General features: G+C 65.5%; 13 protein-coding genes. 5 read left to right on the top strand and 8 right to left on the bottom strand.

Translation table 11 applies throughout. The features are described from left to right. The 5 genes from arcC to HMPREF9056_RS08250 all read left to right on the top strand — a co-directional run bounded on the left by arcC (position 1) and on the right by HMPREF9056_RS08250 (position 5,864). Complete coding sequence (gene arcC, locus HMPREF9056_RS08270; RefSeq protein WP_009404376.1) at positions 1 to 981, top strand: carbamate kinase; 981 nt, start codon at positions 1 to 3, stop codon at positions 979 to 981. 211 nt (positions 982 to 1,192) lie between these two features. After that, complete coding sequence (locus HMPREF9056_RS08265) at positions 1,193 to 2,320, top strand: serine/threonine protein kinase (protein ID WP_009404371.1); 1,128 nt, start codon at positions 1,193 to 1,195, stop codon at positions 2,318 to 2,320. A 192-nt stretch (positions 2,321 to 2,512) separates the two neighbouring features. Further along, positions 2,513 to 3,520, top strand: coding sequence for a DMT family transporter (locus tag HMPREF9056_RS08260; protein WP_009404369.1), 1,008 nt, complete (start codon positions 2,513 to 2,515; stop codon positions 3,518 to 3,520). Positions 3,521 to 3,666: 146 nt separating this feature from the next. Then, on the top strand, positions 3,667 to 5,010 hold the full coding sequence (locus HMPREF9056_RS08255; RefSeq protein ID WP_034514312.1) for an MFS transporter: 1,344 nt from the start codon (positions 3,667 to 3,669) through the stop codon (positions 5,008 to 5,010). A 131-nt stretch (positions 5,011 to 5,141) separates the two neighbouring features. Next, on the top strand, positions 5,142 to 5,864 hold the full coding sequence (locus HMPREF9056_RS08250; RefSeq protein ID WP_253269990.1) for a TetR/AcrR family transcriptional regulator: 723 nt from the start codon (positions 5,142 to 5,144) through the stop codon (positions 5,862 to 5,864). 32 nt (positions 5,865 to 5,896) lie between these two features. Here HMPREF9056_RS08250 and HMPREF9056_RS08245 read toward each other — a convergent pair whose 3' ends face one another. From HMPREF9056_RS08245 to carB, 8 genes are all read right to left on the bottom strand, one after another. Continuing rightward, entirely contained in the window at positions 5,897 to 8,038 is a 2,142-nt protein-coding gene (locus HMPREF9056_RS08245) for a primosomal protein N' (RefSeq protein WP_009404363.1), read from the bottom strand. A gap of 40 nt (positions 8,039 to 8,078) precedes the next feature. Beyond that, positions 8,079 to 9,284, bottom strand: a complete 1,206-nt coding sequence (gene metK, locus HMPREF9056_RS08240) for a methionine adenosyltransferase (protein WP_034514380.1) — start codon at positions 9,282 to 9,284, stop codon at positions 8,079 to 8,081. A gap of 68 nt (positions 9,285 to 9,352) precedes the next feature. Continuing rightward, a complete protein-coding gene (coaBC, locus tag HMPREF9056_RS08235) occupies positions 9,353 to 10,684 on the bottom strand; it encodes a bifunctional phosphopantothenoylcysteine decarboxylase/phosphopantothenate--cysteine ligase CoaBC (protein ID WP_009404359.1) in 1,332 nt (443 codons plus the stop codon). Positions 10,685 to 10,695: 11 nt separating this feature from the next. Then, positions 10,696 to 11,094, bottom strand: coding sequence for a DNA-directed RNA polymerase subunit omega (rpoZ, locus tag HMPREF9056_RS08230; RefSeq protein ID WP_034514379.1), 399 nt, complete (start codon positions 11,092 to 11,094; stop codon positions 10,696 to 10,698). A 45-nt stretch (positions 11,095 to 11,139) separates the two neighbouring features. Beyond that, positions 11,140 to 11,727: a guanylate kinase gene (gene gmk, locus HMPREF9056_RS08225; protein ID WP_009404355.1), complete on the bottom strand. Its 588-nt coding sequence runs from the start codon at positions 11,725 to 11,727 to the stop codon at positions 11,140 to 11,142. Between the two features lie 57 nt (positions 11,728 to 11,784). After that, a complete protein-coding gene (gene mihF / locus HMPREF9056_RS08220) occupies positions 11,785 to 12,096 on the bottom strand; it encodes an integration host factor, actinobacterial type (protein WP_034514311.1) in 312 nt (103 codons plus the stop codon). A 144-nt stretch (positions 12,097 to 12,240) separates the two neighbouring features. Continuing rightward, complete coding sequence (gene pyrF, locus HMPREF9056_RS08215; protein WP_009404353.1) at positions 12,241 to 13,125, bottom strand: orotidine-5'-phosphate decarboxylase; 885 nt, start codon at positions 13,123 to 13,125, stop codon at positions 12,241 to 12,243. After that, the gene (gene carB / locus HMPREF9056_RS08210) at positions 13,122 to 16,481 is read right to left on the bottom strand and encodes a carbamoyl-phosphate synthase large subunit (RefSeq protein WP_009404352.1); all 3,360 of its coding nucleotides are present in this window, start codon (positions 16,479 to 16,481) and stop codon (positions 13,122 to 13,124) included. The genes pyrF and carB overlap by 4 nt, the downstream gene beginning before the upstream one ends.

Below are 16,481 nucleotides of genomic sequence, written 5' to 3'. Positions count from 1 at the left end.
GTGAGAATTGTTGTTGCCCTCGGCGGAAACGCCCTCCTGCGTCGGGGCGAGAAGCCCGACGCCCGCACTCAGATCCACAACGTCGAGGTGGCGGCGCGTGAGCTCGCCAAGCTGGCGGAGAAGCACGAGCTGGTCCTCACCCACGGCAACGGCCCTCAGGTGGGGGTCCTGGCTCTGGAGTCCGCCAATGATGAGCGCCTCTCGGAGCCCTACCCCTTCGACACCCTCGGCGCTCAGACCCAGGGCATGATCGGCTACTGGCTGCTCCAGGCCATGCAGAACGCCCTGCCGGGGCGCCACGTGGCCGCGATGGTCAACCAGACCCTGGTCATGGCCGGGGACCCGGCCTTCTCCAACCCCACCAAGTTCGTCGGTGAGGTCTACACCAAGGAGGAGGCCGAGAAGCTGGCCGAGGAACGAGGTTGGGTAGTCAAGCCCGACGGCGAGCACTACCGTCGCGTCGTCGGCTCGCCCAAGCCGCAGCGGGTCATCGAGACCCGACTAGTGCGCACGCTCCTGGAGGCCGGAGCCATCGTCGTCTGCTCCGGTGGAGGCGGAGTTCCCGTCGTCCGCAGCGAAGAAGGCAAGCTCAAGGGCATTGAGGCCGTCATCGACAAGGACCTCACCGCATCGGTCATGGCCGAGGCGCTTGAGGCTGATGCGCTCCTCATCCTGACCGACGTCGACGGCGTCTTTGAGGACTTCGGAACCGAGAACCAGAAGCAGGTTCCACGGGCCACGCCGGCAGAGCTGCGCGCTATGGGGCTTCCCAGTGGATCCATGGGACCGAAGGTCGAGGCGGTATGTCGATTTGTTGAGCTGACCGGAGACATGGCGGCGATCGGCCGTCTTGAGGATGCCGTTTCCATCATTGACGGCCACGCAGGGACTATTGTGACCCCTGGGGGTAACTACGGAGGTCCCGACGATATCCATCCCCCGATTCCCGAGCAGCTCGATACCCGCATTCGCAGGGCCTGACCGGAACGACGGCATCGGTCCTTCAAGGAGGTGGTGGGAACCGTCAACCACATATGACCATGCCATGGTTCAGCCGTCATTCTTTGACACAGATATTCCTGTGGCAACTTTCGAGATTTCTCCAGGATAGAATGAGAGTGTTGAACCCACAGACAAATCCATCCGTCTCAATTCACACACCACTCAACGAGCACAAGGGAGTGACTCACTCATGACGAAGATTGTCAACTCTTGGAACGACTTCGACCCGCTCAAGCACGTCATCGTCGGGCGCGCGGACTTCTCGGTTATTCCTCCCGAGGAGCCGGCCACCTCCGAGAAGGTGCCGATCGACTCCGAGATGCGCGGTATGTGGGGTCCTCGCCCCACCGCCACCGTCGAGGCCGCCAACGAGCAGCTCGACAACTACGTCAAGATCCTCGAGGGGCTGGGCGTCAAGGTGGACCGGCCCACACCGCTGCAGTGGAACCAGGCCATCCAGACGCCTGACTTCCGCACGGAGTCGGGCTTCACCCAGATGCCCCCGCGCGACATCCTGCTGACCATCGGTGACGAGATCATGTCGTCGGCCAACTCGTTCCGGTGCCGGTACTTCGAGTACCTCGCCTACTGGCCCCTCATGAACCAGTACTTCGAGGAGGACCCGGAGTTCAAGTGGACTCAGGCGCCTCGTCCCCGGCTGACGGACAAGTCCTACAAGCACAACTACTACGACGAGCGGATCTCCCTGGAGGAGCGCCTCGAGCGCACCGCAGCCAAGGACTTCGTGACCACTGAGGTTGAGCCGATGTGGGACGCCGCCGACGTCATGCGCGTGGGCAAGGACCTGTTCATCCAGCACGGCCTCACCACCAACCGCAAGGCGATGGAGTGGTTCAAGCGCTACTACCCCGACTTCCGGGTGCACGCGGTGAACTTCCCCGGCGACCCGTACCCGATCCACATCGACGCCACCTTCGTGCCGCTGCGGCCCGGGCTCATCATCAACAACCCGCACCGCCGGCTGCCCGAGGAGCAGCGCAAGATCTTCGAGGCCAACGACTGGCAGATCGTCGACGCTGCTCCCCCGGCCCACGAGGTGCCGCCGCCGCTGTGCTACTCCTCCGTCTGGCTGTCCATGAACTGCCTCGTCATCGACCACAAGACCGTGTGTGTCGAGGCCAGTGAGGTCCACCAGATGGAGCAGATGGACAAGCTGGGCATGAACGTCATCCCGGTTCCCTTCCGTGACGCATACGCCTTCGGCGGTGGTCTCCACTGCGCGACGGCGGACGTGTACCGCGAGGGCGGCTGCGAGGACTACTTCCCCAACCAGGTCGCTGACCCGACTCTGGTCTGATTCCAAGCGGGTGCGGGGCGGTGGCTCATGGATCGGGCTGCCGCCCCGCACCGTTCCCGGCTCGGGTAATCGCAGCGCGGTGATCGGACTCCCCGTGGAAACGGACGAGAACTGGTGCAGCCGTACGATGCTCAGCAATGAAGCTGTGCCCTACCACGTACGCCGGGAGAGAACTCAGGAGACACAACTGCCATGTCACAGACAACGTCTACCGACTCCTCCGTCACAGAATACGTGATGAACAAGAAGCTCGGCGCGATTGCCATGCTTCTCTCTGCTACCGGAATGGGCCTGGTCGGCACCATCAGCCGCGGTACGACTGCGGGTCTCGCTGAAGCCGATAAATCCGTCATCGGATCATTCCTGGCCTTTGGTCGCATGACCGTTGGCCTACTCGGCTTCATCCTCATCCTTGTCCTCACCGGGAAGGCCGGCTTGTTCCGGCGGACCCGCTTGAGCGCCACCGTGATCCTGGGAGGGGTGAGCATCGGCCTCTCCCTGGGCTGCTACATCTCCTCAACGCTGATGACATCGATCGCCAACGCGGTCTTCCTCATCTACACCGGTCCCTTGTTCTGTGCGCTACTCGCTCGCATCTTCCGCAAGGAAAAGATTAGCGTGATTTCAGGTATTTTCCTGACTCTTGTGTTCATCGGAATGCTACTGACCATCGGTATTATCGACTTCAAGAACGGGAGTCTGACATTCGGACTGGACCTGTCGGCGTCGTCTCCAGAGTTCCCCAACAAGAGTCTGGGAGACCTCCTTGGTCTTCTCTCAGGAGTCTTCTACGGCCTGGCGATGTTCTTCTATGGATACCGCAAGGATGTTGACTCAGTTGTCCGCGGCGTTTGGAACTTTCTCTGGGCTGCTTCTGCTACGCTGGCGATGTCAATCCTCTTGCGCCCATGGCACGGCGTTTCGTCCTTCACCGCCACCAACTGGATGTGGGCAGTAGCCCTGTTCCTCGTGTGCGGCCTCTTCGCACTAGGATTCCTGGTCGTTGCTGGACGCAACCTCCCCGCCGTGGAGTACTCGACGATCTCCTACTGGGAATGTCCAGTTGCTATTCTGTGCGGTCTCCTCGTCTGGGGGGAGCAACTCACTCCTGTGGGAATGGTTGGAGGAGTACTCATCGTCGGAGGGGGATTGGCACCCATTGTCCTGGATGCCGTCTCCCGGAGATCTCGCGCTTCCTAGGCCTGATCATCATGCCATCCTGTCTGCCTGCGGAAACAGGCCCAGCAGCCCCGCGGACAGGCAGGATGGTGGAAACAATCATCCAGGTATCTTGACAGGGCCACATAACATCATCGTCGACATCGATCGAGCCGGAGCCATAGGCTATGAATACCGTCCACCCAGGAAGCACGAACGACCATCACCTGGATCCCGAGCGAAGTCTCGCATTGAGGCGTGCGGCAAAAGCAAGTTTCATCGGAAACTTCATTGAGTGGTTTGACTACGCCTCATACACGTACCTGGCATCGGTCATCGGAATCGTCTTCTTCCCAGGGGGAGACAAATCTGCCCGGCTTCTGGAGGCATATGCGGTGTTCGCTATGTCGTTCATTCTTCGACCGATCGGCGCTATTGTGTGGGGTGCTTGGGGCGACCGCTGGGGCCGTCGTTGGGCCCTGTCCTGGTCCATCCTTATTATGTCGGGTTCAACTTTTTTGATCGGTTTACTTCCGCCACATTCGGCGATTGGTATTCTGGGAGCGATTGGTCTACTTCTGCTTCGCATGATTCAGGGTTTTTCCGCCTCAGGTGAATACGCTGGAGCCGGCACATTCTTGGCTGAGTATTCGCCCCCTTCCCAGCGAGGTATCTACACTTCCCTGGTCCCCGCCTCCACTGCATGCGGCCTGCTCGCCGGTTCCCTCACGGCAACCGGGATGTTCTCGATGCTGAGCGATAGCGCAGTCAATACCTGGGGGTGGCGCATCCCCTTCCTCCTGTCCGGTCCGCTAGGGCTTATTGGTCGCTATATCCGGGTGCACCTGGAGGACTCCCCTGCTTATCAGGAGATGCGTGCAGAAATGCCGCAGGAGCAGAAGTCGGCCGGCTGGTCCGAGCCTCTACGACTGTTGTTCCGAGATCACAGGCATGAGACTCTCATCACCTTCGGAGTCTCCTGCCTCAACGCAGTCGCCTTCTACATGCTCCTGACCTACATGCCCACCTATGCTCATCAAGAGCTTGGGTTCTCCCAGGACACGGCGAACTTCGCCACCTCGGTGACACTTGTGTGCTACATCGTCTCAATCTTCCTCATGGGTCACATGTCCGACTCCTTCGGGCGCCGCCGTATGCTGATCTCCGCCTGCATTGCCTTTATTGTGGTGAGTATTCCACTGTTCGTCGTCATGACCAAGGCTACTACGCTCATGGTGGTCATCCTGTGCCAGATCGTTTTCGCTATCGTCTTGACGGCCAATGACGGCACGCTGGCCACATTTCTTGCCGAATCGTTCCCGACCAACGTGCGCTACTCCGGATTTGCCCTGTCATTCAATGGCGCCAACGCGCTTCTTGGGGGCACGACACCATTTGTTCTCACCTGGCTTATCAAAGTGTCCGGCTCCTCCCTCGCACCAGCGGTCTATCTCACTGTGATCGCACTCATTGCCATGGTGGCGATCTTCCGGTCCCGCACGATTCACGGGTCCGAGCTGACTGAGACCTGAGATGCTCGCCCAGTATGATGGCTTTCATTGAGAGCTGTTGACAACCAGTCACATACTATCTTCCTCTGTGCGAGTCCATTGTCACGGTTTTGTCGTCGACGGGTCACGGCGAACAGCCGTAATATATGATCATGGCCGGTTCTGAAGACAGTGCATCCAAGGGCCTTGCGGCTCGATCAAGGAATCGATCAGACTCTCGGGTCACGCCACGGGGTGAGGACCGTCGTCAAGCCATCATCGATGCTGCTGCAGCCATCATCCGTGAGTCCGGCCCCTCAGGGGTCAGCCACCGCAGCGTCGCCAAGCGCGCCGGATGCTCACTGTCCGCAACGACCTACTACTTCGACGGGTTGGAGGATCTCCTCCATCAAGCAGGACTGGTCAACATCGGGTTGTGGGCCTCTCGTGCCGAGCGGGTCGCGGACCGGGTGGAGGCCTTCAAAGGAGTTCCAGATCTGTCCCAGCGGGTTCGGTTCATCCTTCAGGCAACTCTGCCGGCCCACAGCGGCTACTTCGGGCACTACCTTCAGCTCATCTCAGCCAGCCAGGCGGCCCCGGTCAAGCAGGCCTACCGCCAGGGACGTCAACGCCTCAACGTCGCCTTGCGTCGGGTACTGCGTCAGCTCGACAGCCCGCTTGAGCCGGAGATGGTCATCGCCATCGTCGACGGCGCAGCCGTTACGGCGCTCAGTGAAGGATGGAACGTCAAGTCCACCGCAGCAGGTCTTCTCACCGATCTCATCACCCTGGCGCACGGTATGCCGGCCTTCCAGGTGCCCGCTCCTCCGGCTCCGTCCCCCACGGCGAAAGCGAATCCGTCTGCAGCAGCAGAGTCAGGCAGTGCTACCCACTGAGCCCACTTCTCGATAGTCGCGCACTGGTTGTTTCACCATAGGTGGGTGGGATCCATCTCGACCCGAACAGGTTCCTCCCGCCGCGCCGAGCGGTCCCGCAGTCTCACCGCGAGCATCTCGGACAGTTCTCTGCCGTGTGAGCGTGGAACGCGAACCAGCGCTCTCGCCACACCAGGAGCCACCTGGCCGTTGATCGGTGGAGGCGCCACCGGGCCCAGCACCTCAAAACCATCGGCGTCAGCCTGAGCCAGCACACTCTCCACACCACGCGCCGGTCCGTCCAGGCGCGCCACCCGCCACGCCGGCGGCAGATGCAGCTCAGCCCTCTCGATGAGGTCTCTGCGTGCGAAGCCCGCCTGATCCCATCTCAGCAGCGCCTGAGCCGCCGCCGGATCCGGGCCTCCCAGAAGAATGACCTGGGCCGACGGTGCCGCCAGAGCCACGGCATTCGTCCACTGACGCAGCGCTTCACCAGCAGCCCCCAGATCGGGCCGCGAGGACAGTGCACCGCCGTCGAGCAGGAGCACAGACCGGTATCCGCCCGTAGCCAGCGGTTCCGCGCTAGGTGTGGCTACAACGAGACGCGGTGAGCCGTCAACCTGGCCCACCACACCGTGAGCCTCCCGAGCTCCTGACACCACCACCGGAACACCAGGAAAAGCTCGCCCCAGCTCCTCCCCCGTACGCGTCGAACCGACCGTCACCATCCTCAAGGCATGACCGCCACACTCAGGACAGGTCCACCGCCCCACCGTCCGCGCGCACCAGCGGCAGGCTGTGAGGCCCTGGCGATCCATCGCCACAGGACCGCCGCAGACAGGGCAACGGGCCGCGGTGCGGCAGCGAGCGCAGGCCACCAGCGGTGCGTAACCGGCGCGCGGTACCTGGATGAGAACCGGCCCATCCTGCAGGGCGCGTCGCAGCGCCCGGTGCGCCAACGAGGGAATCCGGGCCGCCCCGGAGGCCCCCTCCCGTTCCAGCTCGGCCGTACCGGGCACCTGGATGCGAGGCACCACTGCGCGCACGACATGCCGAGGTGCAGTCAGGTCACGGCACCAGTCCTGCTCGATCAGCGACTGCGCCTCCACCGAGCGGCTGAAGCCGCCGATGAGCAGGCCGGCGCCCTCAAGAGTAGAACGCAGAGCCAGCACCGTACGTGCATGAGCGTACGGTGCGTGGGGCTCGGCCAGCCGACTGTCCGCGTCATCCCAGATCACAGCCAGGCCCAGCCGCCGCATCGGAGCGAAGGCCGCCGCCCGAGTACCCACCACCACCCGCGCACGCCCCAGCAGCAGGGTCAGAAAGACCCGGTAGCGTCTGGCTGGTCCGTGCTCTGCCGAGAGCACCACCACCGGTTCCTCCCCCAGCTCCTGCCGGAGCCGAGCAGCCAGATTCTCAGCCTGCTCGGTCGTTGCCACAACGATGACCGAGCCCCGTGAACCCGCCAGACAGGCCTGCACCGCACGAGCCAGGCATATCTGCCACGGCTGAACCATGCGTTCTGGCTCACTGCCACCGCTCGACGATGTCGTCTCGTACAGCTCGTCCTGTGCCGGCAGAGCTGACCACACCGCCCGTGGCGCCTCGCCGGCGGCCAACCGGGAGAGAAGCTCTTCACCACCGTCGTAGTGCTGCCAGCCGCACTGGCTGGAAGGCTGCTGCCAGGTGGGCAGTTCACGTGTCCCCTTGTCCCGCTCGGACTTCTCCGTGGTGGCGTGCCTGGCGGGCAGGGCGAGTCGGACGACGTCGGAGCGCGTCCCAGCACTACGGGTGGCGACTGCTTCGATGAGCCGACGCGACGTCTCTGGAAGGACCGGCAGGTCGGAAACTACACGGCGCAGCGCCGAGAGCCGACCGATGTGCGTCGTCGTGTCCCCCCGTTCCCAGATCCATCCCCGCATGTCCTGCTCACCGAAGCGAACCACCACCCGGGTTCCGGGCAGGGCCTCCTGGGCCATTGCCGCAGGGACCATGTAGTCGAAGACGCGATCCAGGTGCGGTACCGGGGAATCCAGGAGGACCCTGGCAACGGGGTTGGTGACGCCGGCCGCCGTGACCCTGCGTTCACCGGGCTCGGGCAGGTCCAGCAGCTCACCCTGCGTGCTCGCGCCGCGACGACGCGCGAGTCCGGCTGGCTCTGCGGAGGCGGGAGCGTCGTCGTGGCCGGGTGCCATATAGAAGCCTTAGGAAGGTTCCTGCACGAGTACGGGGGTCTCAGACGGCCTGGTGCAGTGCCTCGGCGCGGTCGGTGGCCTCCCATGTGAAGCCGGGACGTCCGAAGTGTCCGTAGGCACTGGTGGCGCGGTAGATGGGGCGCAGCAGGTCAAGGTCACGGACGATCGCCGCAGGGCGCAGATCGAAGACCCCGTTGACGGCCGCCATGATGCGCTCCTCGGGAACAGTCGCCGTGCCGAAGGTCTCTACGTAGACACCCACCGGATGGGCCGAGCCGATGGCGTAGGCCACCTGAATCTCGCAGCGCCTGGCCAGTCCGGCAGCGACAACGTTCTTGGCGACCCATCGCATGGCATAGCTGGCGGAGCGGTCCACCTTCGAGGGGTCCTTGCCGGAGAAGGCCCCCCCGCCGTGACGAGCCATGCCTCCGTAGGTGTCCACGATGATCTTGCGTCCCGTCAGACCGGCGTCACCTGCCGGGCCACCGATGACGAACTGTCCCGAAGGGTTGATGAGGACCTCGGCGTCAGCGGTGGCGAGCTCGGTACCGGCCTCGGCCTCGGCTGTCAGCACCGGGGTGATGACCTCGGCCTGAAGGGCATCGGTGAGCCAGGCGCGGCTGCGGTCCTCATCGTGCTGGGTCGAGATGACCAGGTTCTCCAGGCTGACGGGGCGCTGACCGTCGTAGCCGATGGTCACCTGGGTCTTGCCGTCGGGGCGCAGACCCGGGACGATCCCCTGCTTGCGCACCAGCGCCAGTCGTTCCGCCAGGCGATGCGCCAGGTGGATGGGAAGAGGCATGAGAGCGGCGGTGTCGTCGCAGGCGTAGCCGAACATGAGGCCCTGGTCGCCTGCGCCTTGCAGATCGAGGGGATCGATGTCTCCGATGTCCTGGCGGGCCTGGAGCGACTTGTCCACTCCGGCGGCGATGTCCGGGGACTGCTGGCCGATCGACACCGACACCCCGCAGGAGCGGGCGTCGAAGCAGACCTCCGAGGAGGTGTAGCCGATGGCCGAGATCTCCTGGCGGACGATCTCGGGGATCTCCACGTAGGCCCGCTCGGTGGTCACCTCTCCGGCCACGTGCACCAAGCCGGTCGTCACCATGGTCTCGACTGCGACGCGCGCGGTGGGGTCCTGCTCGAGGATAGCGTCAAGAATCGCGTCGGAGACGCGGTCACAGACCTTGTCCGGGTGTCCTTCAGTGACCGACTCGGAGGTGAACAGACGCAAAGAGGAACTCACCTGTCCATCGTAGCCACCACCGGTGCCGATCCATGGTGGCATTACCCACGAAAGTGCACCGCGGATCTTCAGGAACCGTTCACCAGGTCTGCAGTAAGGCCGATGAGAAGGCGGGCGATGTCCATCTTGCTGCCCTGTCCACGAGCCACTTCCGAGCCCTGGCCGTCCAGAACCACCACAGCGTTGGGCACGTCGCCGAATCCGAGGTCCTCCCCTACCGCGTTGACCGCCAGGAGGTGCGCCCTCTTACGACGGGCCTTGACCGCTCCGTGGAAGAGCACGTCGCCATCGTCGTCCCCGGTCTCGGCGGCGAACCCGACGACGATCTGGCCGGCTCGGGGCGGATCGGTCACCAGCCCGGTCAGAATATCCGGGTTGGTGGTGAGCTCGATGGACATCGTGGGTCCGCTCCGGTGATCCGACACCGTGGATGCCTGCTTCTTGATCTTGGTGGCCGCCACGGTGAGCGGCCGGTAGTCGGCGACGGCCGCTGCCATGATAACGGCGTCGGCATCGCGGGCGACTTCACGCACGGCATGGAGCATGTCGGAGGCGGTGCCGGCGGCGATGACGGCGACACCCGGTGGTAGAGCATCGAGCAGTTCCGAGGCCACATGGGCCTGTACGAGGGTAACGCGGGCGCCCTGCTCGGCCGCGGCCGCGGCTAGCGCGCACCCCTGACGGCCGGAGGACCTGTTTCCCAGGTAGCGCACCGGGTCGATGGGTTCGCGCGTGCCACCGGCGGAGACGACGACATGCCGTCCTTCTAGGCTCCCAGTCGTTTCGGCCGAAGCGACGTCGTCATCCTGGTGCTCGGGCTGCCGCAGGATGGCCAGGGCCCGGGAGACGATCTGCTCGGGCTCAGGCAGGCGCCCCAAGCCGGAGTCCCTGCCGGTCAGACGACCGGAGTCGGGATCAATGACCGTCAGGCCGCGCTCACGCAGCACTGTCACATTGTCCCGGGTGGCGGGATTGAGCCACATCTGGGTGTGCATAGCAGGTGCCAAGACGACGGGGGCCTCAGTGGTCAGGATCGTCGCAGTCAGCAGATCATCGGCCCGCCCCGCACGCACCCGCGCCAGCAGGTCCGCCGAGGCCGGGGCGACCAGGACCAGCTCGGCCCACTCGGCCACAGCCACGTGCTCCACCGCGGCCGGGTCATCGAAGACACCGGTGGACACGGTCTGCCCGCTGACCGCTGCCAGTGCCGGCGCCCCGATGAAACGCAGCGCCGACTCGGTGGCCACCACCTTGACCTCGTGCCCGGCCTGACGCAGCAGTCGAATGACAAAGGGCACCTTGTAGGCGGCAATGGAACCGGCCACGCCGACGACGACGCGCCGCGGCGCCCGAAGGGCGGTCGCGGCGCGTTCACTCGCAGTGGTGTGCGGCTCGTCCATGCGAGCGAGGCTCAGAACTGGATGTCGTCGAGGCTGGTGGGAGTCTCACCCGCCTCGAGGGAGACCGGAGCGTCCAGGGAGATGTCGCTGAACATGTCGGCCTCGGCGGCGCGACGGGCCTCCTCGGCCTCGGCGCGGCGGGCACGGGCGACGTCTCCGGGGATGACCTCGAGCTTGTCCTCGGCGATCTCCCGCAGAGCGATGCCGAGCGACTTCTCGCCGACCTCGGAGTCGACCAGCGGCCCGAAGAACTCGAACTGGTTGTCCTCTAGCTGCTGGGTGTAGGTGTTGATCTGGCGGGCGCGCTTGGCGGCCTCCACCACGAGCCCGTACTTGGAGTCGACCTTCTCCAGAAGGTCATCGATCGGCGGGTTGGTGATGCCCTCGGGCTGGGGAGAGGTTCCGAGCATGTGCATGCCTCCGGTTCAATCTCGATAGTTCAGAGCCACGATATTCTAACTGCCAAGTCCCATGAGTCTCTCGAGCTCTGCGGTGGCGCTCGCCACGGTGTCGTTGATGACCACGTGGTCGAACTCGCCGACCGCGTCCAGCTCGGTGCGTGCCGTGGCCAGACGTCGCTTCTGCTCCTCAGAGTCCTCCGTTCCACGGCCGGCGAGCCGGCGGACGAGCTCCTCCCAGCTCGGCGGCGCGAGAAAGACGAGTCGGGACTCAGGCATGGCCCGGCGAACCTGGCGAGCGCCGGCCACGTCGATCTCCAGGAGTGCGGGTCGCCCGACGTCGAGCTCATCCTGAACGGGACCACGAGGGGTGCCGTAGCGGTGGGCACCGTGAACCAGGGCCCACTCCAGCATCTGGTCGGTTGCGACGAGGGAGTCGAAGTCCTCGTCGCTGACGAAGTAGTAGTGCACACCGTCAACCTCGCCGGGGCGGGGCCTGCGGGTGGTGGCGGAGATCGAGACGAAGAGGTCCGGATGGCGTCTACGCAACTCGGTGACGACAGTGCCCTTGCCCACCGCTGTTGGTCCTGCCAGGACGGTCAGACGAGCGAGAGAGGGAGCGGACGAGGCGGCGGCGTCGGTCATGGTCACATCATGACCTACCGGACGCCGCCAGCACGACCCGCTGTCTCAGACGGCGTGCTAGCCGAAACGCTCCACCAGTGCTGCCCGCTGGTTCGCCCCCAGGCCACGCACCCGCCGGGACTCGGCGATATGCACGTCCGCGAGAATGGCGTCGGCTGTTGTCGTTCCGACGCGCGGGAGGGAGACGAGTAGCGCCCTGACCTTCATCTTGCCCAGGACCTCATCAGTGTCCGAGGCGGTGAAGAAGTCGGAGAGCTTGAGCTCTCCGCTCTTGAGCTCGGACTTGATACGAGCGCGCTGCGATCGCGCAGCGGCAGCCTTCTCCAGCGCCTCAGCCCGTTGCTCGGGTGTCAGTGTAGGAAGCGTCATGGTGGTCTCCTCCCCCAGTCCAGTGCCAGTGACCCGCACCACAAGCATAAGTCGGGTCGGATGCACTCGCATTCGCAGGGGCCGCTATTCCGGCACTGACTTCGTGTTCCCGCACACACGTTGATCGCGTGCAGTCACGCGGCGTCAGCGTAAGGCGGTGGCTGCCTCATGGGTAGCTGCTAGCGCAGCCGTCCGTAGCGCCTCGATGGAAGGGCCGGCCTTGAGAACCCCGCGTGAGGTGGAAGCCAGAACATGACGGCGAGCCGCTCCGAAGACGGACTCCAACTCGGCGGGTCCCGCCCCCTGTGCGCCGACACCGGGAGCCAGGAGCGGGCCGTTGGCGTGCAGCAGGTCGATCTCCAGATGGGAGACGGCCTCCCCGACGGTGGCGCCAACGACCAGCCCGATGCTGCCGAGCCTGCCCTCACCGCTGGCCGGGGCGTTGGAGGCAGTGACGCCCTCCACGACGCCGGCAGCCACCGCCTGGTCCCCGCGGATGGCGTGCTGGACGGTGGCCCCCTCGGGATTGGAGGTGAGCGCCAAGACGAAGATGCCCCGCCCGCTCGCCTCCGCCAGGTCCAGCGCGGGGGTGAGGGAGCCGTAGCCCAGGTAGGGTGAGACGGTGATGGAGTCGGCGGCCAGGGGCGCCCCGTCGGACAGATAGGCCTGGGCGTAGCCGACCATGGTGGAACCGATGTCGCCGCGCTTGACGTCGAGGACCGACAGGGTGCCGACATCGCGCAGTGCCGCCAGGGTCTCCTCGAGAACCGCGATGCCTGCACTGCCGTGGCACTCGAAGAAGGCGGACTGCGGCTTGACGGCGGCCACTCGTCCGGCCACCGCGTCGACGGTTCGCAGGGCGAAGTCCCGTAGGCCGGCGGCGGAGTCGGCCAGCCCCCAGGCATCGAGAAGGCTCGGATGAGGGTCGATGCCGACGCACAGGGGACCCTGGTCGTCCATGGCATCGGCCAGGCGGGCACCGAAGGGGCGCCGGAGCCGACCGGGCTGGGGGGATGCGGCGGGGCTCATCGAGTCTCCTTGTCGTCAACAGGGGCAACGGGGCGGGACTCGGGCGTCGAGCCCCGCCGGGATCGGCGGGCGGCGATGTGCTCCTGAAGGCTGCGAACCTGGAAGGGACCGCGCAGCTGGGCCTCGAGGGCCTGGACCGCCGCCTGGAGCTGTTGGACGGTGGTGATGATGGGACGGTCGGCGCCGGTGGTGGCCGCGCGGATGGAGTACCCGTCGGCACGGGCACCCTGGCCCTTGGGGGTGTTGACAACCATGTCGATGGCTCCGGACTCGATGAGTCCGGCGATCGTCTGCTCACCGTGGGCGCCGACACCCTGACTGATCTTGCGCACCGCCATGGCGTCGATCCCGTTGCGGCGCAGCACCTGCGCGGTCCCGGTGGTGGCCAGGACCGTGAAGCCGAGCTCGGCGAGCCGGGCCACCGGCAGGATGATGGCGCGCTTGTCCCGGTCGGCCACCGAGACGAACAGCGTGCCCTCTCCTGGTAAGCCACCGTAGGCACCGGCCTGGGACTTGGCGAAGGCCCGCGGGAAGTCGACGTCGTAGCCCATGACCTCCCCGGTGGAACGCATCTCCGGCCCCAGGATCGTGTCGACCACGCGCCCCTCGGTGGTACGGAACCGTTTGAAGGGCAGGACCGCCTCCTTGACGGCGATCGGGTCATCGGGATCGGAGACGGCGGCGTCGGCCTCGGGGAGGTGAGCGGAGCGCCTGAGCGAGGCGATGGTCTCCCCCGTCATGATGAGGGCCGCCGCCTTGGCGAGCTGCACACCGGATGCCTTCGAGACGAAGGGGACTGTGCGCGATGCCCTAGGGTTGGCCTCGATGACGTAGAGAACATCGGAGACCAGGGCGAACTGGATATTGAGCAGCCCTTGCACGCCCACCCCTTTGGCGATCGCCTCGGTCGAGCGTCGGATGCGAGCGATCTCCGTGTCGGACAGGGTCATGGGCGGCATGACGCAGGCGGAGTCACCGGAGTGGATACCGGCCTCCTCGATGTGCTCCATGACCCCGCCGAGGAACAGCTCGCTGCCGTCGTAAAGGGCGTCGACATCGATCTCGATGGCGTCGTCGAGAAAACGGTCGATGAGTAGTGGCCCGGTCCCGTAGACGCCTCCGGGCTCAAGACTGGCGCGCTGGAGATAGTCGTCGAGTCCCTGGGCGTCGTAGACGATCTCCATGCCGCGACCGCCAAGCACGTAGCTGGGGCGCACCAGGACCGGATAGCCAATGCCCTGGGCGACTGAGCGCGCCTGCTCGTCGCTCAGAGCGGTGCCGTGCGCCGGTGCGGGCAGGTCGGCGCGCTGAAGAACGACGCCGAAGGCCTCGCGGTCCTCAGCGGCGTCGATGGCCTCAGGGCTCGTCCCCAGGATCGGCACACCGGCCTCGGCCAGCCTGGCGGCCAGAGACAGCGGTGTCTGGCCACCGAGCTGGACGATGACACCGGTCACGGGGCCGGCCGCCAGCTCGGCCTCGTAGATCTCGATGACGTCCTCGAAGGTCAGGGGCTCGAAGTAAAGCCGGCCGGAGATGTCGTAATCGGTGGAGACGGTCTCAGGGTTGCAGTTGACCATGACGGTCTCGTAGCGATCGGACAGCGCCATCGCGGCGTGAACACAGGAGTAGTCGAACTCGATGCCCTGGCCGATCCGGTTGGGGCCCGAGCCCAGGATGATGACGGCCTCACGCTCACGGGATGCCACCTCGGTCTCCAGGTCGTAGCTGGAGTAGAGGTAGGGGGTGCGCGAGGCGAACTCGGCGGCGCAGGTGTCCACGGTCTTGTAGACGGGCCGCAGGCCGAAGGCATGGCGGACCTCTCGCACCGTGTCCTCGCTGATGCCGCGCAGGGCGGCGACCTGGACGTCGGAGAAGCCGTGGCGCTTGGCCAGGGCCAGGACCTCCGGAGTGAGCGCGGATGCGCCCCTGACCTCCTGGGCCACCTCCTCAAGAAGCAGCATCTGGTCCAGGAACCAGGGATCGATGCGGGTGGCCTCGTGGAGCTGAGCAATCGTGGCTCCGCCGCGCACGGCCTGCTGGAGGTCGACCAACCGGTGCTCGCTGGGGATGGCGATGGACTCCAGCAGCTCGGCGGTCTGCTGCTGGCTGGGGGCCGGTCCGTCCCAGTGGAAGACGGATCCCTTCTTGTCCAGGGAGCGCAAGGCCTTCTGGAGGGCCTCGGTGTAGGAGCGGCCGATCGCCATGGCCTCTCCCACCGACTTCATGGTGGTGGTGAGCCTGGGGTCGGCGCCCCGGAACTTCTCGAAGGCGAAGCGCGGGACCTTGACGACCACGTAGTCCAGGGTCGGCTCGAAGGAGGCCGGGGTGGAGCCGGTGATGTCGTTGGGGATCTCGTCGAGCGTGTAACCCACGGCCAGGCGTGCGGCGATCTTGGCGATCGGGAAGCCGGTGGCCTTGGAGGCCAGGGCTGAGGACCGGGAGACGCGCGGGTTCATCTCGATGACGACGATCCTGCCGGTGGCCGGGTCGACGGCGAACTGGATGTTGCAGCCGCCGGTATCGACCCCGACCTCCCGGATGACGGCGATGCCGATGTCCCGCAGCCGCTGGAGCTCGCGGTCGGTGAGGGTCAGGGCAGGGGCCACGGTGATGGAGTCACCGGTATGCACTCCCACGGGGTCGACGTTCTCGATGGAGCACACGACCACCACGTTGTCGGCGGTGTCGCGCATGAGCTCGAGCTCGTACTCCTTCCAGCCCAGGATCGACTCCTCCAGGAGGACCTCGGTGGTGCGGGAGGCCGCCAGACCTGCCCCGGCGATGCGATGCAGGTCCGCGTCATTGAAGGCGACGCCGCTGCCCAGGCCGCCCATCGTGAAGGAGGGGCGCACGACGACCGGGTAGCCGCCCAGGGCATCGACTCCCGCGCGGCACTCATCCATGGTGTGGGCGATGACGCTGCGGGCGACCTCGGCGCCGCAGCGCTCGACGACGTCCTTGAACTCGTCACGGTCCTCCCCGGCGTTGATGGCGGCGGCGGAGGCACCGATGAGCTCGACGTCGTACTCATCGAGCACACCGCGCTCGACCAGGCTCATGGCGGCGTTGAGGGCGGTCTGCCCGCCCAGGGTGGGCAGGAGGGCGTCGGGCCGTTCCTTGGCGATGATGGTGGTCAGTACCTCGGGGGTGATTGGCTCGATGTAGGTGGCGTCGGCGACGTCGGGGTCAGTCATGATCGTGGCCGGGTTGGAGTTGACCAGGATGACGCGGATTCCCTCAGCGCGCAGGACGCGGCAGGCCTGGGTCCCGGAGTAGTCGAACTCGCAGGCCTGCCCGATGACGATGGGTCCCGATCCGATGACCAGGACGGAGGTGATATCAGGGCGAGCAGGCAT

Source organism: Actinomyces sp. oral taxon 170 str. F0386 (assembly GCF_000195595.1).
Classification (GTDB): domain Bacteria; phylum Actinomycetota; class Actinomycetes; order Actinomycetales; family Actinomycetaceae; genus Actinomyces.
This window is presented reverse-complemented; position numbering and strand designations above follow the sequence as displayed.